The sequence below is a fragment of the Rhodopseudomonas pseudopalustris genome, from assembly GCF_900110435.1.
Taxonomy (GTDB): domain Bacteria; phylum Pseudomonadota; class Alphaproteobacteria; order Rhizobiales; family Xanthobacteraceae; genus Rhodopseudomonas; species Rhodopseudomonas pseudopalustris.
The window spans coordinates 260,289-278,852 of record NZ_FODT01000004.1; the positions used below are offsets into that span (position 1 = coordinate 260,289).

Annotated in this window: 23 protein-coding genes and 1 pseudogene; 18 read left to right on the forward strand and 6 right to left on the reverse strand. The window is 66.1% G+C overall.

Going from position 1 to position 18,564, the window contains the following annotated elements:
- Positions 1 to 242 precede the first annotated feature (242 nt).
- Positions 243 to 1,310, reverse strand: a complete 1,068-nt coding sequence (locus tag BMY71_RS10050; RefSeq protein WP_092683461.1) for a linear amide C-N hydrolase — start codon at positions 1,308 to 1,310, stop codon at positions 243 to 245.
- 386 nt (positions 1,311 to 1,696) lie between these two features.
- Between BMY71_RS10050 and BMY71_RS10055 the strand changes: the two genes are divergently transcribed.
- The 8 genes from BMY71_RS10055 (at position 1,697) to BMY71_RS10090 (ending at position 8,842) form a co-directional block, all read left to right on the forward strand.
- On the forward strand, positions 1,697 to 1,993 hold the full coding sequence (locus tag BMY71_RS10055) for a hypothetical protein (protein ID WP_092683711.1): 297 nt from the start codon (positions 1,697 to 1,699) through the stop codon (positions 1,991 to 1,993).
- A gap of 214 nt (positions 1,994 to 2,207) precedes the next feature.
- The gene (locus tag BMY71_RS10060) at positions 2,208 to 3,803 is read left to right on the forward strand and encodes an MDR family MFS transporter (protein ID WP_092683463.1); all 1,596 of its coding nucleotides are present in this window, start codon (positions 2,208 to 2,210) and stop codon (positions 3,801 to 3,803) included.
- Between the two features lie 184 nt (positions 3,804 to 3,987).
- On the forward strand, positions 3,988 to 5,382 hold the full coding sequence (locus BMY71_RS10065; RefSeq protein WP_041805834.1) for a TAXI family TRAP transporter solute-binding subunit: 1,395 nt from the start codon (positions 3,988 to 3,990) through the stop codon (positions 5,380 to 5,382).
- A gap of 179 nt (positions 5,383 to 5,561) precedes the next feature.
- On the forward strand, positions 5,562 to 5,729 hold the full coding sequence (locus BMY71_RS10070) for a Flp family type IVb pilin (RefSeq protein ID WP_011502379.1): 168 nt from the start codon (positions 5,562 to 5,564) through the stop codon (positions 5,727 to 5,729).
- 271 nt (positions 5,730 to 6,000) lie between these two features.
- Complete coding sequence (locus BMY71_RS10075) at positions 6,001 to 6,135, forward strand: hypothetical protein (RefSeq protein WP_011502380.1); 135 nt, start codon at positions 6,001 to 6,003, stop codon at positions 6,133 to 6,135.
- 296 nt (positions 6,136 to 6,431) lie between these two features.
- Positions 6,432 to 6,599 carry a hypothetical protein gene (locus tag BMY71_RS24885; RefSeq protein ID WP_175557643.1) on the forward strand — a complete coding sequence of 56 codons (168 nt, stop codon included), beginning with the start codon at positions 6,432 to 6,434 and terminating at the stop codon, positions 6,597 to 6,599.
- A gap of 103 nt (positions 6,600 to 6,702) precedes the next feature.
- Complete coding sequence (locus BMY71_RS10085; RefSeq protein WP_244526020.1) at positions 6,703 to 7,578, forward strand: hypothetical protein; 876 nt, start codon at positions 6,703 to 6,705, stop codon at positions 7,576 to 7,578.
- Positions 7,571 to 8,842, forward strand: a complete 1,272-nt coding sequence (locus tag BMY71_RS10090) for a DNA-packaging protein (protein ID WP_092683465.1) — start codon at positions 7,571 to 7,573, stop codon at positions 8,840 to 8,842. Before BMY71_RS10085 ends, BMY71_RS10090 begins: the two co-directional genes overlap by 8 nt.
- Positions 8,843 to 8,946: 104 nt before the next feature.
- On the opposite strand, the gene BMY71_RS10095 is transcribed toward BMY71_RS10090, so the two are convergent.
- Positions 8,947 to 9,234 (reverse strand): GIY-YIG nuclease family protein, encoded by a 288-nt coding sequence (locus BMY71_RS10095; protein ID WP_011502384.1) that lies wholly within the window; start codon positions 9,232 to 9,234, stop codon positions 8,947 to 8,949.
- A gap of 139 nt (positions 9,235 to 9,373) precedes the next feature.
- On the opposite strand from BMY71_RS10095, the gene BMY71_RS10100 reads away from it, so the two are divergent.
- From BMY71_RS10100 to BMY71_RS10130, 7 genes are all read left to right on the forward strand, one after another.
- The gene (locus BMY71_RS10100; RefSeq protein ID WP_011502385.1) at positions 9,374 to 10,549 is read left to right on the forward strand and encodes a phage portal protein; all 1,176 of its coding nucleotides are present in this window, start codon (positions 9,374 to 9,376) and stop codon (positions 10,547 to 10,549) included.
- A gap of 40 nt (positions 10,550 to 10,589) precedes the next feature.
- Positions 10,590 to 10,808 carry a hypothetical protein gene (locus BMY71_RS10105; RefSeq protein ID WP_011502386.1) on the forward strand — a complete coding sequence of 73 codons (219 nt, stop codon included), beginning with the start codon at positions 10,590 to 10,592 and terminating at the stop codon, positions 10,806 to 10,808.
- A gap of 9 nt (positions 10,809 to 10,817) precedes the next feature.
- The gene (locus BMY71_RS10110) at positions 10,818 to 11,000 is read left to right on the forward strand and encodes a hypothetical protein (protein ID WP_011502387.1); all 183 of its coding nucleotides are present in this window, start codon (positions 10,818 to 10,820) and stop codon (positions 10,998 to 11,000) included.
- A 188-nt stretch (positions 11,001 to 11,188) separates the two neighbouring features.
- Entirely contained in the window at positions 11,189 to 11,845 is a 657-nt protein-coding gene (locus BMY71_RS10115; RefSeq protein ID WP_092683467.1) for an HK97 family phage prohead protease, read from the forward strand.
- A 64-nt stretch (positions 11,846 to 11,909) separates the two neighbouring features.
- Complete coding sequence (locus BMY71_RS10120; RefSeq protein WP_139202624.1) at positions 11,910 to 12,674, forward strand: hypothetical protein; 765 nt, start codon at positions 11,910 to 11,912, stop codon at positions 12,672 to 12,674.
- A 28-nt stretch (positions 12,675 to 12,702) separates the two neighbouring features.
- Positions 12,703 to 13,083, forward strand: a complete 381-nt coding sequence (locus BMY71_RS10125) for a hypothetical protein (protein WP_092683471.1) — start codon at positions 12,703 to 12,705, stop codon at positions 13,081 to 13,083.
- 115 nt (positions 13,084 to 13,198) lie between these two features.
- Positions 13,199 to 14,455: a phage major capsid protein gene (locus BMY71_RS10130; protein WP_092683473.1), complete on the forward strand. Its 1,257-nt coding sequence runs from the start codon at positions 13,199 to 13,201 to the stop codon at positions 14,453 to 14,455.
- Between the two features lie 202 nt (positions 14,456 to 14,657).
- Here BMY71_RS10130 and BMY71_RS10135 read toward each other — a convergent pair whose 3' ends face one another.
- Both BMY71_RS10135 and BMY71_RS10140 read right to left on the reverse strand, forming a co-directional pair.
- Positions 14,658 to 15,215 carry a hypothetical protein gene (locus tag BMY71_RS10135; RefSeq protein ID WP_092683475.1) on the reverse strand — a complete coding sequence of 186 codons (558 nt, stop codon included), beginning with the start codon at positions 15,213 to 15,215 and terminating at the stop codon, positions 14,658 to 14,660.
- Positions 15,212 to 15,811, reverse strand: coding sequence for a ComF family protein (locus BMY71_RS10140; protein ID WP_092683477.1), 600 nt, complete (start codon positions 15,809 to 15,811; stop codon positions 15,212 to 15,214). The genes BMY71_RS10135 and BMY71_RS10140 overlap by 4 nt, the downstream gene beginning before the upstream one ends.
- 118 nt (positions 15,812 to 15,929) lie before the next feature.
- Here BMY71_RS10140 and BMY71_RS10145 point away from each other — a divergent pair.
- From BMY71_RS10145 to BMY71_RS10155, 3 genes and pseudogenes are all read left to right on the forward strand, one after another.
- Positions 15,930 to 16,127 (forward strand): annotated as a pseudogene (locus tag BMY71_RS10145) (phage major capsid protein); the annotation flags it as partial.
- Between the two features lie 145 nt (positions 16,128 to 16,272).
- Complete coding sequence (locus tag BMY71_RS10150) at positions 16,273 to 16,644, forward strand: DUF2019 domain-containing protein (protein WP_092683479.1); 372 nt, start codon at positions 16,273 to 16,275, stop codon at positions 16,642 to 16,644.
- A 191-nt stretch (positions 16,645 to 16,835) separates the two neighbouring features.
- The gene (locus BMY71_RS10155) at positions 16,836 to 17,078 is read left to right on the forward strand and encodes a hypothetical protein (protein ID WP_041805247.1); all 243 of its coding nucleotides are present in this window, start codon (positions 16,836 to 16,838) and stop codon (positions 17,076 to 17,078) included.
- Between the two features lie 99 nt (positions 17,079 to 17,177).
- Here the strand turns inward: BMY71_RS10155 and BMY71_RS10160 are convergent, their stop codons facing one another.
- Both BMY71_RS10160 and BMY71_RS10165 read right to left on the reverse strand, forming a co-directional pair.
- Entirely contained in the window at positions 17,178 to 17,495 is a 318-nt protein-coding gene (locus BMY71_RS10160) for a hypothetical protein (protein WP_092683717.1), read from the reverse strand.
- A gap of 254 nt (positions 17,496 to 17,749) precedes the next feature.
- Positions 17,750 to 18,514, reverse strand: a complete 765-nt coding sequence (locus tag BMY71_RS10165) for a S1 family peptidase (RefSeq protein ID WP_092683481.1) — start codon at positions 18,512 to 18,514, stop codon at positions 17,750 to 17,752.
- Positions 18,515 to 18,564: the final 50 nt, after the last annotated feature.

Genomic DNA, 18,564 nt, shown 5'->3' on the forward strand with positions numbered 1-18,564 from the left:
GGTTCCCACGCACCGGTTCCGCACCTCCGTAAAACTACGGCTCGGGACTATCCTAAATAGTACACACGCGCCGATTGTGAGACAAAGGTGACATCCGCGGTGCAGTGCGTCGCGGTCCCCTTCCTTGGGGCGTTTCCTCCCTTGACTTGGCCCGGGCGCCGATTGGCGACCGGGCCTTTTTATGTGCTGGTTTTTAGGTGCTGGTTTGGCGATGAGGCAGCGCATCGTGTCGCGCGATGACTTCACAGCCCGAGAAATTTGAACGGCGGACTGACCTTGAACTGATCATTGACCACGCCCGAAAAGGTGTTGGTCTGGTTGGCGCCGAGGTCGAGCTTCTTGACCGCGCCTTTGTCGGCGGAAAAATCGATCCGGGTGAGGTCGACCCAGAACACGTTCGGGGTCAGCGCGGATTCGAAGAAGTAGAGCTTGCGCTTGTGGTCGACGACGGTGCGCCAGCGCGTCGAGGAGATGTTCGGCTGATCGGGCGTGGTGATGCCGTAAGGCACCGAGGCGTTGCGGATCACGCCGAACACGCTGGCGATCGCTTCGACCGGGTTTTCCGCCTTCGGGATCGCGTCGACATAGAACGACGCGCGGGCGAAGCGGTCGGCCGCGCGGTTGGTGCCGGGTAGCATCACGGTGCCGCCGATCTGCTTCCAATAGGCGTTGAGCGCGAGCTGCTGATCGAAGGTCGGCGAATTGGTCATCACCTGATATTGCCGGCCGTGATGGATCACCTGCTGGCCATCGATATATTCGATGATGGCGCTGTCGCCGGTCGAATCCGACAGCGACAGATGTACTGTGGCCAGCCGGTTCTCGTCGGGCAACTGGGCTGTGACGACGGTGAACGGCTGTTTCGCCAGCGCCTCGACCGCCTCCTGCACGGTGCCGAAACTATCGAGCACATATTGTGGCCACAGCGACAGCGCGAGACCCGGCTTGCTGCCGTCGAGTTTCGGATAGGTCGATTCCGCGAGCCACAGCACGTTCGCGACCAGTCCGGCCTCGTTGACGCCGTCCGAGGTCGCGATGTCATAGGCCGAGGCGATCACGCTGCCGTAACGCGCGGTCCATTGCAGCGAGTTCGGCCCGGCCTCGCCGGAGCGCTTGATACCGCGCGGCAAGATCCAGAGATTGGTGCCGATGTCGCGCGACCAGTCCATCGAGCGGGCGGTGATCACCTGATTGTCGGCGCCGAGATAGACCAGACGGGTGCACGCCTGCGCCACCGGCGGAAGCAGGGCGCCTCCGATCAGAAGCGCTGCGGCGGATGCGGTGACGAAACGACGCCTGAACGGGACCATGGCTGCGACTCCGATGACGGGTTGAGTTCATCCGGTCGAACAGGAGAACGGCTGGGGTGACGATTGATCCCGCGCCGTTCGCTGCATCGCCGGTTCAACGAGCGTTGCACGACAGTGCGACAAATCAATGCGCCAGAACAGTGATCGTTAAGGATTCGTCGATGCGTTCGGCGAAGGACGCTATGATCGAGCGGATCAGCGGGCGCGCTGCTGCCCGATCCCTTCGCCGGACATTGCCCGGACCGGTTCTGAACTCAATCGCGGCCCGTGCGCGAATCCTGCTCTCGTTTCTCGATGGAGCATGATGTTTTCCGAAAACCGGCATCCACTTTTCGGGATCATGCTCTAAGCTTCGCGCACGACGAGTCCTGTTGGAGGATGTCCTGATGTTCGCGCTTGCGCGCCTCGCGGCGAGGGTTGCCGCCGCGGCGATGCTGTCGGTCCCCGCTGTTGCGCAGGCGCAGACCGCCCCGGAGGCGGGAGCGGCCAAGCCTAAGCCATCGGCCGCGGCGCAGGCCAAGCCTGCGACGGCTGCCGACCCGAAAGCCGCGCCGAAGAAGGAGCCGAAGACGATGACGCGGCGGCAGGAGATCGAGCATGCGATCGACACCCGCACGGTGCCGTCGCGCTACCGCAGCTCGGTTCCGAAAGAGTATCAGAAGTACATCCCGTTTGCGAAATAGCGGCGAGACGCCGTGGTCCGAAATCGGCTGTCGCACGGCATCGGCTATTCCGTGCTGCGGGAGATTTCAGCGGATGTTGGGCCGCGCCGCGCGCCACCCCTGCGTATGCGAACCACCCATGCGCCGGAATGGCTGTTTGGTCGGCATTTGATGCGCTATTGAAGTTCAATAGCGATCTCCCCGCATTGTCAGCCCGACGAGATTTCACGTCCGCATGAGCATGTCCGAGCATCAAAGCCGCGAACCTGCCGGCCGGCCCTTGTCGCCCGACGAAGCGGCGGCGGAACTCTCGCACAGCTCCACGGACGTGATCGATCTCGGCCATGCGCCGCCGCTGGCGCCGTCGGCGCCGCTGACCACGGACGAGGTCCGCACCATCCTGTTGAGCCTGTTGCTGGCGATGTTCCTCGCCGCGCTCGACCAGACCATCGTGGCGACCGCGTTGCCGACGATCGGGCGGCAGTTCGGCGACGTCGAGAATCTGTCCTGGGTGATCACCGCCTATCTGTTGTCGTCGACCGCGGTGGCGCCGGTGTTCGGCAGCCTCTGCGATATCTACGGCCGCCGCGCCACGATCATCGCGGTGCTCAGCCTGTTCATCGCCGGCTCGGTGATGTGCGCCTTGGCGCCGAGCGTTCTGGTGCTGATCCTCGGCCGCGCGTTGCAGGGGCTGGGCGGCGGCGGGATCATGCCGGTGGTGCAGACGGTGATCTCCGACGTGGTCAGCCCACGCGAGCGCGGCAAGTATCAGGCGTATTTCTCCGGCGTCTGGGTGGCGGCGGGAATCGGCGGCCCGGTGCTCGGCGGGGCCTTCGCCGAGCATCTGCACTGGTCGATGATCTTCTGGATCAATCTGCCGCTGTCGATCGGCGCGCTGGCGCTGCTGCTGCCGAAGATGGCGAAGATTCCGGTGTATCACCGCCGTCGCAAGGTCGACTGGCTCGGCGGCGTGCTGCTGATGGCCTCGGCGCTGGCGGTGATGCTGGTGCTGACCTGGGGCGGCACGCGGTTTTCGTGGCTGTCGCCGGTGATCCTGGCGCTCGCCGGCGGCGCGGTGCTGTTCGCGGCGAGTTTCATCTGGCACGCGCTGCGCGAGCCGGAGCCGTTCCTGCCGCTGCAATTGATGGGCGGCACGGTGGTGCCGTGGGCGATGGCGGCGGGCGGCTTCGCGATGGGCGCGATGATCGGGCTCACCGTGCACATCCCGCTGTATTACGAGGCGGTGTATCACCTCAGCGCCAGCGCCTCGGGTCTGGCGCTGATCCCGATCGCCGCGGTCTCGGTGTTCGGCGCGGCGTTCACCGGCCGCGCCATGACGCATCTCGATCATTACAAGCGCATCGCGATCATCGGCACCGGCTTCTCGGCGCTGATGGCGGCGGCGATCGCGCTGCTGACGCCGTTGCCGCTGTGGGCGTTCCTGACGCTGCTGTCGCTGTTCTCGCTCGGCCTCGGCACGGTGTTTCCGGTCAGCATGGTGTCGATCCAGAACGCGGTGCCGCGACCGCAGATCGGCACCGCCACCGGCGCGATGAACTTCTTCCGCGCGCTGATGTCGTCGTTCACGGTGGCGGCGTTCACCGCGGTGCTGCTGATCACGTTCGGCGGCGAGATCCAGCTCGGCGGCGTCGAGCATCGCCACGCGGTCGGCAGCGTCGCCTCCACCGACATGGTGGCGGCGTTCCGCTGGGTGTTCGCCGCGGCGGCATTGATGCTGGCCGGCTCGGCGATCTGCGTCGCGATCATGGAGGAGCGCCGGCTCGCCGGCCCGGACAACACACCGCCGCCGCCGCTGGAGCTGGCGGAGTAGGGCGGCCCGGCCGCCGCGACCGATCCGCAGCCTCGCGGAATTCCGACATTCTTTGTCAAAAATGATTAGTCTGCCGCAGAACCGCCTTTCGGGGGTCGCAGGGCGCTCGACAATGGCGCGCATCACGCGCGCCGGCTGAGACCAACGGAATGACAGTAGCGGATGGCAGCACCGGATGACCGCGATGGCATCGCCTGACGGCGGCGACTCCCTGCGCAAGCGACGCAGGCGCAACCGCGCCCGGCTGATGCTGGCGACGGTGCTGACCGTGGTCGGGCTCGTGGCCGGCGCGCTCGGCGTGCTGCTTTACGAGCTGCGGCCGGTGACGCTGCGGATCGCGGTCGGGCCGCAGGGCAGCGACGACATCAAGCTGATCCAGGCTCTGGCGCAGACCTTCGCGCGCGACCGCAGCTCGGTGCGGCTGACGCCGGTGGTCACCGACGGCGCGACGCCGAGTCTGGGCGAATGGACCAAGGGCAACGCCGACCTCGCCGTCACCCGCGGCGATCTCGATCTGCCGACCGACGCGCAATCGGTCGCGATCCTGCGCAAGAACGTCGTGACGCTGTGGTCGGTGCCCGGCAAGAGCAAGAAATCCGGCACGGTGAAAAGCATTGCCGATCTCGCCGGCCGCAAGGTCGGCGTCATCGGCCGCACCCCGGCCAACGTCAAGCTGCTCCAGGTTATCCTGTCCGAGTCGGGCGTGGCGCCGGACAAGGTGCAGACCGAGCAATTCGCCACCACGGCGATCGCCGAGATGGCGCGCGACGAGTCGCTTGCCGCTTATCTGGCGGTCGGGCCGCTCGACAGCAAGACCACGGCGGAAGCGATCGCCGCCACCGCGAAGGCCCGCGGCGAGCCACGCTTCCTGCCGATCGATGTCGGCGACTCGATCGCCAAGAAGTATCCGATCTACGATTCCGAGGAGATCCCCGGCAGCACCTTCTCGACCGCGCCGGCGCGGCCGGAGGACAAGGTCGACACCGTCAGCGTCAACCATCTGATCATCGCCAAGCGCGCGCTGTCGAGCGTCACCGTCGCGCAGCTCACCCGGCAGATCTTCGCCGCGCGGCAGCAGCTCGCGCGCGAACTGCCGACCGCCGGCAAGATCGAGGCGCCCGACACCGACAAGGCCGCAGCGCTGCCGGCGCATCGCGGCGCCGCCGCCTTCATCGACGGCACCGAGCGCACCTTCATGGAGCGCAACAGCGACTACATCTGGGGCCTGGTGGTGCTGCTGTCCGGACTCGGCTCGGCCGGCGCGTGGTTTCGGTCCTACGTCACCCGCGACGAACGCGCCGCAAGCGCCAGGATGCGCGACCGCGCGCTGGCGATGGTCGCGAAGGCGCGCAAGGCCAATTCGCTCGACGAACTCGACCACATGCAGCACGAGATCGATCGCATCGTACGCGACATGCTGGATTGCTACGACGACGGCGCGATCGACGATCTGGCGCCATTCAATCTGGTGCTCGATCAGTTCCACAACGCTCTGGTCGATCGGCGCAAGACGCTGACGATGCCGAGCGCCGGCATTGCGCCGTCGCACCCCGAAACCGTCGGCGTCCCGGGCGACTAGCGGACGGTCGCGGCGGGCGACGTCGCCAAAGGGCCTCTGCAGGCGGCCCTGCGACCTTCGACGGACGCTGTGCCTGGATGGAACCGTGTCAACGCTCCGGTAACTAATCCCCCGTAGTTTTCCGTTCCGGCGCGGAAGGAACCGCGCCTGCCCGCATTCGGGCGAGCCAGGAGAAGACGATGCTGCGACGGCTGATTTCGCGATTCGTCTCCGACACCAGCGGCGCCACCGCGATCGAATACGCAATTCTCGCCGTCGGCATCAGCATCGTCATCATCGGCGTGGTCAACGGCCTCGGCACCAAGCTGAACTCCAGCTATGACTCGGTCAGCTCCGCGATCAAGTAACCGCGCAGCGTGAGAGCTTTTCAGGCTCCGATCGAATCCGAACCAGAGCTCTCGATTGTTACTTCGACGCGTCGTCGTCACGCGAACCGGCGCCGCCTTCGCGCGACAGCGCCGTCAGTCGCCCGGCGTTGCGCGGCGATCGGTGGCGAAGCTGTGGCCGATGGTTAAGCGGCGCTGACAATGGCGGCGGCAATCCTCGCGATTTCGCGACGGCAATTTTCAGACCCGGCCATTATCAACGCTTCCGCAAACAAGAATGTGCGGGGGCACGATGCAGCAGATCGAACTTCATCCCGGTCCGTTCGGCCGACTGACCAAGGGCGACATCCTGGCTTCGCTGGCGATGGCCGGAATCGCGCTGCTGCTCACGCCGGTGATCGGCCTGCTGGTGCTGCTGATCGTCTGATCGTCTGACGCGCGGCCGCCGGCGGCGGTCTCGGAACCTGTCGCAGGAAAATAGTCCTTGACAGCGTGACGCTGCCGCAGTAGGGTTCGGACATGCTCCAGAGTTGGGTTCGCGGGACGGCGGCGTCCAGCTCCGACGAATCAGCTCCGCACCCACGAACTCCTTGAATCATCGGCAAATCACTGCGTCGCGCGCTGCCGCGCCCTTGGTGCCGCGCAGGAACATCACAGGTGATGATGCGTTGGCCGTTCGAGGATGCCGCTCAAGGCATCGGGACGATCAGCAGGAGGGCAGCCATGGTCATCAAGGAAGAGGACCGCGTCGTTGAAACGACAGCGACCGAAGCAAGGCAGGGAGAGCGTGGCTCGTCCGTGCTGGCGCTGCTGATGGTGAGCACAGGCCTTGCCGTCCTCATTCTCGGCGTGATCTGGTTCGTCTGGTTCCGCGTCGAAGGCGTCGGCTGAGGACGCGCTGACGCACATTCGACGATTGCGTTGATCCGAACGACGCTCAACGCCACGACACGCAACGCCTGATGCGGCTGATGTCCGCAGGGATAATCATGACATGACGACGCAGCGATCCGCCCGGCCGGGAGCAAAACCGGCGCGGGCTGGACGTGTGAGTCTCGCCGCGAAACCGGCCAAGGCCGCCGGATCGACGGCCGGGAAGGCTAAACCGACCGCCAAGGCGGTCACGACCGAGACGACGAAGAAAACGATCTCAGCAAAGACGTCGGTCAAGGCTGCGAAGGCGACGAAGCCTGCGAAGTCGGTCAAAGCTCCGAAGGCGACCAAACCTGCGACGGCGATCAAGTCGGCAAAGTCGACCAAATCTGCCGGGACGTCGGCGCGTAAGAAGTCGGCGATCAAGCCGACGCCGGCCGAACTCAGCGACCCGAAAGCGAACGGCGACGCAAACGTCGCCAAGCGCAATGCGACGCTGCAGCGCGTGACGTTTCGCGGCGATCTGCGCAGCGTGCCGACCGACCCCGGCGACGCGCAGGCGATCGATGGTCTCGCGCAGCAGATTGCGCGGCAGGACGCTGCGCACGCGGCCGCCGACAGCCCGGCGCGGCCTTCGGCGCGCAAGAAACGCAGCGCCGTGGAGCGCCTCGACGATCCCGAGCCCGCCGCCGGGCTGGTGCTGATCGATCGGGTCTCGCAATCGATCGAGCGCGAACTCTGCGCGATCGAGAAAATCATCGGCGTTCGCCCCAAGAAAGGCGAGCGCACCGAAACCGAACGGCGCGCGCGCACGCTGGCGTCGCTCGCCCGTACACTCGCCGAAGTGCGCAGATTGCGCAGCGACGAGGAGCGCAAGAGGCCGCTCGATGACGACGCCATCCCCCGAGACCTCGACGAGTTACGGCGCGCGCTTTCGCGACGACTGGAACAGATGGTCGCCAGCGCAACGCAACTACTTGCTGCAGGGGATGAGTGAGGCCGAGCTGGCGTTTCTCGACGCGCAATGGGACGTGTTCGCCCATGATCATCAGCGCCCGCCGGAGCTTGCGCCGAACGGCCGGCCCTGGCTGACCTGGCTGATGATCGGCGGCCGCGGCGCCGGCAAGACCCGCGGCGGCGCCGAATGGGTCCGCTGCCAGGCGCTCGGGCTTCCGCCGTTTGCGAGCGTCCCGGCGGCGCGGATCGCGCTGGTCGGCGAGACCGAGCACGACGTCCGCGAGGTGATGATCGAAGGCGTGTCCGGGCTGCTCGCGGTGCATCCGCCGGATCAGCGGCCGAACTGGCTGCCCTCGCGCAAGCGACTGGAATGGAGCAACGGCGCAGTGGCGCAGGCGTTCTCCGCCGACGATCCGGAGAGTCTGCGCGGGCCGCAATTTTCCTGCGCGTGGTCCGACGAGATGGCGAAGTGGCGCTATGCGGAGGCGGCGTTCGACATGCTGCAATTCGGACTGCGGCTCGGCGCGCAGCCGCGGCAATTGATCACCACGACGCCGCGGCCGAGCACGCTGCTGAAGCGATTGCTCGGCGATGCGTCGGCGGTGACGACGCGGGCGCCGACCCGCGCCAACGCGCTGAACCTTGCGCCGACATTCCTGCAAGCCGTGATGGCGCGCTACGCCGGCACCCGGCTCGGGCGTCAGGAACTCGACGGCGAACTGATCGAGGAGCGGCCGGACGCGCTGTGGTCGCGCGCGCTGATCGAAGCCTGCCGCGTCGCCGACGCGCCGCCGCTGCAGCGCCTCGTCGTCGCCGTCGACCCGCCGGTGTCGTCGGGCAAGCGCGCAGATTGCTGCGGCATCGTCGCCGCCGGCATTGCGGAGAGCGGCGTCGTCTATGTGCTGGCCGACGACAGCGTGGCGGCGGCGACGCCGTCGCTGTGGGCCAACAAGGCGATCGCGCTGTGGCGCAGGCTCTGCGCCGACGCGCTGGTGGTGGAGATCAACCAGGGCGGCGAGATGGTGAAGACGGTGATCGGCGAAGTCGACGGCAGCGTGCCGGTGACGCCGGTGCGCGCGTTCCGCGGCAAGTGGCTGCGCGCCGAGCCGGTCGCGACGCTGTACGAGCAGGGCCGCGTCAAACACGCCGGCTGCTTCGCCGCGCTCGAGGACGAAATGTGCGATTTCGGCGCTTCGGGATTGTCGAACGGCCGCTCGCCCGACCGCCTCGACGCGATGGTCTGGGCCGTCACGACGCTGGCCTTCACGCCGCGCGCGGCCGAGCCGCGGATCAGGATGTTTTGAACGGAGCTGATGCGGATCCCGGTTTCTACCGTGGTCCAAAGAGAACCGGCGCCCCGGATCTGCGAAGCGGTACTTCGTACCGCGTCGCGTCCGGGGCACGTAGATCACAGATCGTTCGATAGATCGCGCCAATCTGGATTGAGTTTTTCGATCAGCGCGATCTTCCAGTCACGGCGCCAACGCTTGAGCACATGTTCGCGGGTGCGTGCTTCGAGAATCGAAGAATATTCTTCAACGTGCACCAATATCTTGATGTTGTATTTCTTGGTGAAGCCATCTGCGGCGCCGGCTTTATGCTCTGCGATCCTGCGCGGCAGGTCGTTCGTGACGCCGACATACAGCGTGCCGCGATAGCGGCTGGCGAGGATGTAGACGTCGTACGACCGGCTCATCGTGGCGCGCTCCAAACGCCCAATAGTGCCCGTGTCCCGCGCGCGGCGCAATGCGCAAGCGTTGCGCCGCAGATGCGGGACCCCGGTTCTTGGATGAAATCAAACTAACAACCGGGGCACGAAGGAAACGGAGTCCGCCATGCTCGATCGTCTGAAGGCTTTTCTCGCCCCGCCCGAAGCCAAGGCTTCGCGGACCGCGCAATTGCTGGCGTTTCAGGGGGGAGGGCAGCCGCGCTGGACGCTGCGGGACTACGCGGCGCTGGCGCGCGAGGGTTATCTGTCGAATGCGATCGTGCATCGCTCGGTGCGGCTGATCGCCGAGAACGCGGCGGCTTGCACCTTCCTGGTGTTCGACGGCGCGCAGGAGAAAGACGCGCATCCGCTGGCGCAGCTGATCGCGCGGCCCAATCCGCGGCAGGACGGTGCCGCGCTGTTCGAGACGCTGTATGCGCATCTGCTGCTCGCCGGAAACGCCTATGTCGAGGCGGTGGCGCTGGGCGACTCCGTGCATGAACTCTATGCGCTGCGGCCGGACCGGATCAAGGTCGCGCCCGGGCCGGACGGCTGGGCCGAGGCCTATGACTACAGCGTCGGCGGCCGCAGCGTGCGGTTCGATCAGCACGCGCCGGGCGTGCCGCCGATCCTGCATCTGACGTTCTTCCATCCGCTCGACGATCACTACGGCCTCGCGCCGCTGGAAGCCGCCGCCGTGGCGGTCGACACCCACAACGCCGCGGCGCGCTGGAACAAGGCGCTGCTCGACAATTCGGCGCGGCCCTCCGGCGCGCTGGTGTATTCCGGGCCGGAGGGCGCGCTGCTGAGCGACGCGCAGTTCGATCGGCTGAAGCGCGAATTGGAGACCACCTATGAGGGCGCCGCCAATGCCGGCCGGCCGCTGCTGCTCGAAGGCGGGCTGGACTGGAAGGCGATGGCGCTGACGCCGAAGGATATGGACTTTCTCGAGGCCAAGCACGCCGCGGCGCGCGAGATCGCGCTCGCTTTCGGCGTGCCGCCGATGCTGCTCGGCATTCCCGGCGACAACACCTACGCGAACTATCAGGAAGCCAACCGCTGCTTCTTCCGCCAGAGCGTGCTGCCGCTGGCGACCCGCGTCGGCAATGCGCTGGCGCAGTGGCTCGCGCCGCAATTCGGCGACGGCGTGCGGCTGGTGATCGACACCGACCGGATCGACGCGCTGTCCGCCGACCGCGCCGCGCTGTGGGAGCGCGTCAGCAGCGCGCCGTTCCTGACGCTCAACGAAAAACGCGAAGCGGTCGGCTACGCCCCGATCGCGGGCGGCGACCGGCTGGGGTGAGGGCGGCGCCCGACGGCGCCATCGCGATGCGAGGCTGCCGATGTCCGATCTGATCAAGATTTTCACCGAGCGCGGCGACCTCGCTCATCTGGCCTTGCTGCTGTGGGCCTGCGCGGCCTCGGCGGGGCTGTGGTTCAGCTTGCGCGAGATGGCGGCGGCGTCGCGGCGGTTCGACGATTTCGTCCACGCGCTCGAACTGTTCAACCGTCGCGCGCGGCGTCGCCGTGCGCCGGACGAGATCGGCCGCGATCACGATTAGGAGCCCGCGATGGACAGATTGCACCAGGTACTGAGCGCGATCCGCACCGAGACCAAGTCGGCCAAGAACCCCGCCAGCGTGTTCCGCGAATTCCTCAGCCATGTCGATCAGGCGCAGCGCAAGCCGCCGGCCAAACGCCCGCGCCTCAAGGCCGCCGCCCCGCGCCGCCGCGCGGCGAAGCGGACGAAGTAATCGAGTGGCGCGTGCAGCGCCTTCTTCACCTCCCCCTCCAGGGGAGGGGGGTCGTCGCAAAAATCGCAATGTCTCGTCTGCGATCGCCTCCCTGCGGGGACGGTGAGGCGCCGCCGTGCACGCCGTGCCGTCCGGCGACGCAGCCCATTCAACTCACTTCTGATTCATTCACTCTCACGAGGCCGCCGATGCTTGCCCCGATGTCCGATCCGGTTTCGCCGCCGTCGCGGCTGTCGCTGTCGAGCGACGGCTCGGTCGAGGGCTATGCCAGCCTGTTCGGCGAGATCGACCAGGCGCGCGACATGGTGATGCCCGGCGCGTTCACGCAGACGCTGAAGAGCCGCGGCCTGCGAAAAATCCCGATGCTGTTTCAGCACGATCCCAGCGAGCCGGTCGGGGTCTGGCTCGAACTCGCCGAGGATTTTCGCGGGTTGCGCGCCCGCGGCCGGCTGATCCCCGACGTCGCGCGCGGGCGCGAGCTGCTGGCGCTGCTACGCGAAGGCGCGATCGACGGGCTGTCGATCGGCTATCGCACCGTGCGAGGCATCATCGATCCGAAGACCCGGGTGCGGCGGCTGTATCAGGTCGACCTCTGGGAAATCTCGATCGTCACCTTTCCGCTGCTGAATGGCGCGCGCGTTTCGACCGTCAAGCAAACGCCGCGTCAGTCGCTGCAGCGTCGCGCCGCGGAAGCGGCGTGGCGGGGCGTGCAGAACGCAGCATCGGAATCGGCCAGCGCCGCGGATGCACCGGCGCTGCCGACGCGGCGCGGGCGGACGGCTTTGACGCTGTCCTCCCGCGCCGATCGCAAACAGGCGTTGGCAAGAGTCAGCCGGAGCCGATGAGGGGATTTCCAGCGTCTCCTCGCAAAGGTCGCGAGGGACGGGCGCCGCTCGCACAGACCATCATTTGCCAATCATCGAGGCACAACCGATGCAGGGCTCTGCCGGGACCTATGCCGCGCATCAGCGCGCGCGCTTCATGCAATCCGATGCGGCGCGCTGGATGCGCCCGGACGCAGAACGTTGGATCAGGTCGGACATCGCGCGTTTTCTCGCGCCGGGGACAGATCCGGCATCCATCTTCCCCGCGCTCGACTGCAAATACAGTCCGAGCCAGCCGCGGGTGCCGGCGGGAAACTCGGATGGCGGGCAGTGGACGAATGGCGGCCCAAGCGCCCGGTGGGCCGTCAATCCGACGGATGTCGACGATCGACAGGATGTGCAACGGGCCGCTGACGTTCAACTGGCTCAGGTCGGGAGTTCCGTCACTGACGCAGATGGGCTTCCCTACTACGCAACCGGCGGCCATCACGAAATGCCGAGAGGAGTCTACACGAAGTGGGAGTTGCGACCCGAGACTGAACGGGTATTCAATCGATCAACAACTGGATCGCTTGCTACGGGGACCCGTATCGAGACGGACCAAGGCCTGCTACGGGGCCATTACTGGGACGGACCGAATGGAGCCCATGCCAGGTACAACAACGCCGTTCAGGAGCTGAGTGAGCGCTTCATGTCGGAGAATCGACTAACATCAGAGATGATGACGCCTGATCATGCCCGGCAGCTCCTGACACGCATCCGAGACTCCGATATTCCGGAGATCAGAGATTACAACCGTGCGATCCGGATGCTGCGGCGCATATTCCGATTGGGCAGGGGACGCGAGTAGCCGAGCAGGCAGTAAGGGATGGGCGTCGATGACGGACGAGGAATTTCTGAGGGTTTGGAATGAGCTGCGTGATCGCGTCATTGCCTATCTCGAGAGCCTCGGGAAGACCATTGATGCGTTCGGCGACAAGGATTTCTGGGTGGTTGACGACGATTTCGGCCTGTTTCTTGTCCAGGTCGAGATCATGGACCTCGATCTGTTGCAGCCGCAAGTCATCTACGGACTTCGTGACCTGCTCAACGGATATCCGGAATTCGCAATCACCGTTGCGGTCGTCGCGCCACGCGGGATCGATTGGCCGCGCATGGGCATTTCGCTTGTCAAAGGCCAGATCGTCGACGGCTTGAAGCGCTGGGCGCTGCCGCCCGCTTATCAGCACCTGCACTACGAGGGATCGCGGCCGGACTAGGCGGCGGCATCGCCCGTCGCTCACCGCCTCCGTCCCTAGATCGTTCAACGCCGTGGCCTTCCGCCGCGGCGTTTTCGTTTGCGCGCCTTCCCGACATCCCACCCAGGAGAACCAGATGGACTACGAGATCGCCACCACTGCGCCGGAAACCAAGGCCGGCTTCGCCCCCGCCGATCGCGACGCGCATGACGAGCTGCTGCGCGCTCATGAGGAGTTCAAATCGGCCAATGATGAGCGGCTCGCCGCACTCGAGCGTCGCCGCGGCGACGTGTTGCTGGAGGAGAAGGTCGATCGCATTTCGGACGCGATCGACGCGCGGCTGAAGCGGATCGAGGACTTTGCGCTGAAGCAGGCGCGGCCGCAGCTCGATGGTCGCCGCGTCGAGACGATCGGCGCCAGCCGCGAGCACAAGAGCGCGTTCGAGGCGTACATCCGTTCTGGCGATGCGTCGCCGCTGCGGCAGATCGAGACCAAGGCGCTGTCGGTCGGCTCCAATCCGGACGGCGGATATCTGGTGCCGGAGGAGCTGGAGCGCAGCATCGCGGCGCGGCTCGGTGCGATCTCACCGATCCGCAGCCTGGCCTCGGTGCGGCAGATCTCCGGCAGCGTCTACAAGAAGCCGTTCATGACCGCGGGTCCTGCGACCGGCTGGGTCGGCGAGACCGCGGCGCGGCCGCAGACCAGTTCGCCGACGCTCGATGCGCTGTCGTTCCCGGCGATGGAGCTGTATGCGATGCCGGCCGCGACCGCGACGCTGCTCGACGATGCCGCGGTCAATCTCGACGACTGGCTCACCGGCGAGATCGACACCGTGTTCGCCGAGCAGGAGGGCGCCGCCTTCGTCTCCGGCGACGGGATCAACAAACCGAAAGGCTTTCTCGCCGCGCCGACGGTGGCGAACGCCGCCTGGAGCTGGGGCAATCTCGGCTTCGTCGCCACCGGCGCCGCCGGCGCATTCCCCGCCAGCAATCCGTCCGACGTGCTGATCGACCTGATGTTCGCGCTGAAGCCGGGCTACCGGCAGAACGCCAGCTTCGTGATGAACCGGCGGACGCAAGCCGCGATCCGCAAGTTCAAGGACAATAACGGCGTCTATCTATGGCAGCCGCCGGCCACCGCCTCGGGCCGCGCCAGCCTGATCGGCTTCCCGCTGGCCGACGCCGAGGACATGCCGGACATCGCCGCCAATTCGCTCGCCATCGCCTTCGGCGATTTCCGCCGCGGCTATTTGATCGTCGACCGCCAGGGCGTCCGCGTCCTGCGCGACCCGTATTCCGCCAAGCCCTACGTGCTGTTCTACACGACGAAGCGCGTCGGCGGCGGCGTGCAGGATTTCGACGCGATCAAGGTGTTGAAGTTCGGGGGGAGTTGACGCACGGCGTCCGATCTCCCTCTTTCGCTTGCGGGGGAGGGCCGGGGTGGGACCCCCCGCCCACGGCGCTGCGATCGGACGGTCAGGTTAGGCGCGCAGTCTCGTAGCCCGGATAAGCGAAGCGCCATCCGGGACGCAGCCACCAGCAAAATGCTGCGCTCATGGCGGGCTACGCTACGGCGGGGCCGCTCGCATGACTTGATCAGATCGCCAACGAAAGCTGCTTCTGCGACAGACCTTGCAGTCGCGCGCCGAGCCCGATCTTGTCCTCGGCCTTGGCGCGCGCGTGATCCGACATCATCGTCAGTAGATGCTGCAATCCCGCGACATCGCCGACGGTCACGAAATCCTTCATCTTGTTGACGAACACCACCGACTTCTTGTCGCGATCGAGGAGTTCGACGACGTTGCTCAGCGTGCCGGTGCTCTTGCTGTCCCAGATCATCAGGCCGACGTCGCTGAAGTGGGCCATTTCCAGATCTTTCGCGGTGAAGTACGCGCGACTGCCGGGCGCCGCCTTTGGATGCACGGATTTCACCGGCCATCCGCCGACATTGTTGCGCGGTTCGTCTCCGCTGCAATACACCGTCACGCGCAGCGCGTCATTCTCCGCCAGGCAAGCCTGAATCGACGTGTCGGCACCATCCGCATCGCCGACGACGACATCGAGGTCGGAAGCCGCGATGGTCGCGATGCGCTGCTTGACCTTGGCGTCGAGGCGGCTGATCGAAATCGAACCTGCGATGAAGACCGTGGTCACGAGTTGCGTCCCTGTGTGATTGCGCCGGCGTAGATCTTTCCGATCTTCGGATAGGTGCGTAACGCGGCGCAGACGGCTTCCATCGAAGCGCCAGTATTGAACAAATCGTCGAGCAGCAGCACGTTCCATTTGCCCTCGGCGGGGATGACATCATTTACCGTGAAACGGCCGGCGAGGGCAGCCGCTTTCTCGTCTTTCGTGGTCAAATTCTTGAGCTGCGGCGCACCCGCAGGAGCAGCCGCTTTGGCCACGACCGTCTCGTACATAGGAATATTTGCCAGCCGCCCAAGTTCCCGGGCGATCTCCGTCACGGGTTGCCGCGCGCGCGCCGCGGAGGCCGGCATCGGAACGATCAGGCCGACATCAGGAAGCAGCGGTAGCAGCGATATGCGCAGCTGCTCCGCGAGTGGCTGCACTTGCACCCAATCATTTCGGTATTTGAGCTGGAATAGCGCTTCGCCTGGCTCCGATCTCGTGTTGTCGAACCGGTCATGCCCATGTTCGTCTTTTCCGAGATGGATGCTTGAAATGATGTGTTTGTGGAGCGCGTAGCCCAAATCCCAGTTGCCCGTTAAAGGGCGAAGCGCGACCCGCATTTCTCTATTTCCTAAGAACAGCCATAAGCGGCGTTGCGCTGCCAATGCGACCCTAGGTAGATAGCGCTGATTGTTGTCGCGATGGCAAGACGGGACCTTGCCGGACACAGCAGCGAGCGGCTTCGCGCCGGTCGAGGCAGAGGATATGCCGTACATCGCCGCCAATTCGCTCGCGATCGCCTTCGGCGATTTCCGCCGCGGCTATTTGATCGTCGACCGCCGAGGCGTCCGCGTCCTGCGCGTCCCGTATACCGCCAAGTCCACTATGCTGTTCTACTCGACGAAGCGCGTAGTCTTGTCAGTATCCCGAAACTGAAGCACGATCAGATCACGGGATGGTATATGACGCCAAATGTCGACTTTGATGGATTGACTCCGAGGCAGTATCTCAAGGGAAAGAGTTGGGACGAAAGACGTCGTTTGGGAATGGATGCGTTGATCAAATTCAAGGTGCTGGCGCCATGAGGGCTTATCAATTGACGAGAGCGAGCACTGATGAGCTGGTCGCCTATTTCGCCGAGGTCGTGGTTGGCCAAGATGAGGCGCTGCTGGGAGGCCAGCGAGCGCGTTTCAACCGGCTGTTCGCAGAGATGATGGCGATCTCCAATGAATTGAAGAGTCGTGACGGCGATCAACGGAGCGCGTTGCTCGCTCTCTTTCAGTATCCCAACATGCAGGTACGCGTGCAGGCCGCAAAGTTGACCCTCGCTGTCGCGCCCATCGAGGCTCGCAAGCAGCTCGAAGCGATTGCAGAGACGCAATGGTTTCCACAAGCCGGCGACGCCGGCATGAGCCTGTCCAACCTCGATCGGGGCATCTTTCGGGCAGGCTAGACCGGCTGCTCAGCTGAGCGGCATCGGAAGGGCTCAATGCCCTGGCGTTTCATGGGTGACCGCTTCGTTGCGGCCGGACCATCTCCCCGTCGTAGCGCAGGTCGGGAACGAATATGCTAGGCAAGATTTTGCACCAGCGGCGTCGCATCGGCGCGATCGGGAGCGAATCGACATTGGGGAGACATCGGACCATGACGCATGTGATCCGGCTTTCGGCCGTGCTGCCCGCGGCGCTCGTCGTTCTTGCGGTGTCCGGCGTCGGCGAGGCGTTCGCGCGCGGCGGGGCGGCGAGCATCATGGACTCGCCGGGCTATCAGCGCCGGCTGAAGGAATCCCGCGAGCAATTGCAGCAGCCTTACACCACCCCGCCTGCGGTGTATCCGCGCCGCAAGCTCGGGCCGTATCAGCGCACCAGGCCCATCCCCAGGGGGTGAGCGGTCGTGATGCGGTCGACGCGCGCTGCTCGGCTGTGATCTCGGGTTGCGTCGCGGGTTGCTCGTGCGCGGTCGACGGCGCAGGCGCGCGACAGCGTCTCAGCAGTAGCCGTGCCAGCCGCAGGCGTAGGGCAGGCGGCCGTAGATCGCCAGCGGCGCGGTGCCGTAATAATTGAAGTAGTAATAGGAATTCGGCTTGCCGTAATAGCCGTTGACCAGCGGCGGGATGTCGACCTCCGGTGCATAGACCGGCGAGCCGGTGACGATCGCCCGCGGCGGCGGCACCTCGGCGACGATTCGGCCCCGCTGAACGGGCTCCGCGAAGATCTCGCCGATCCGGCCGCGCGCGGGCAGATCCGCGGCGCGCGCGGGCGCTGCGGCGGTCAGCGCGAGGAACAGAACGGCAAGGCGCAGCATCACAGGACTCCGGTTTCCGGCCGCATCGTGGCGCAACATGGTTAACAAAGATTAACGATCGGGCGACGCCGCGATGCGCAGCGGGCGGCGCAGGGTGATGCGGCGAGGGGCGGTGCTTGTCGGCATCCTTCGAGGCGCGCTGCGCTCGCATCTCAGGTGGACGCCTTTGAGGCGCGCAAATGCGTGCAAAAGGTTGACGCTGCGAGGCGCAGCAGTGTGCGCATCAGGAGCGCCTGTGCGACGGCTGTGCTTGGCTATGGCGGCAGCGCGGCGCCCCAGCTGCGGGCGGTCGAGACGATCCAGTCGCGATACAGCGTCAGCGGCGTGACGCCGGTGAGGCCGCCGCAGCCGCTGGCATTGGCGGCGCCGGTCGACCACGACACTACGCCGATAATGACGGCGCGGCCGTTCTGCTCCTGCAGCGCGGGTCCGCCGGAATCGCCGGTGCAGGCTCCCAGGCCGTCGCGCGCATTATGGGTGGCCGGATCGACCAGGCGGATCTGCAGCCGGCCCGGACGGCCGGTGGCGATCAGTTGCGCGCTCCGCACCACGCCGCCGCTGCGGCCGTCGCCGCGCTGCGCGACGCCGATGCCGGCGATGGTGAAGCTCTGCCCCGCCGCCAAAGGATCGCCCGGCGCGCCGATCGGCAGCGGCGTCTTGCCGGGCAGCGGAGCCGCGAGCTGCAGCAGCGCGACGTCGGCGCTGGCGCGATTGGCCTCGATCGCCCGCCGATCGAATTGCGGATGCGCGGCGACGCGGCGGATGTCGCGCAGCTGCGGCCGCCGCTCTGCGTCGAGCTGCACGATCTTGTAGTCCGCGCCGGGGCCGACGCAATGCGCCGCGCTCAGCACCAGATCGGGCGCGATCAGCGCGCCGGAACAGAAATTGCCGCGCGAGCCGACGATGGTGACGACGGCGCGGCCGATGCCATCGTCGCTCTCGCGCGCGCCGCCGACCATCGCGGCGGCGGGGGTGGCGAGGGCGGTCAGCAGCAGGATCAGTTTCAAGGTGCGGATCATGGCGGGCTTCAAGAGCCTCGCCGCCGCGGCGCTGTCAACCGGACGATATC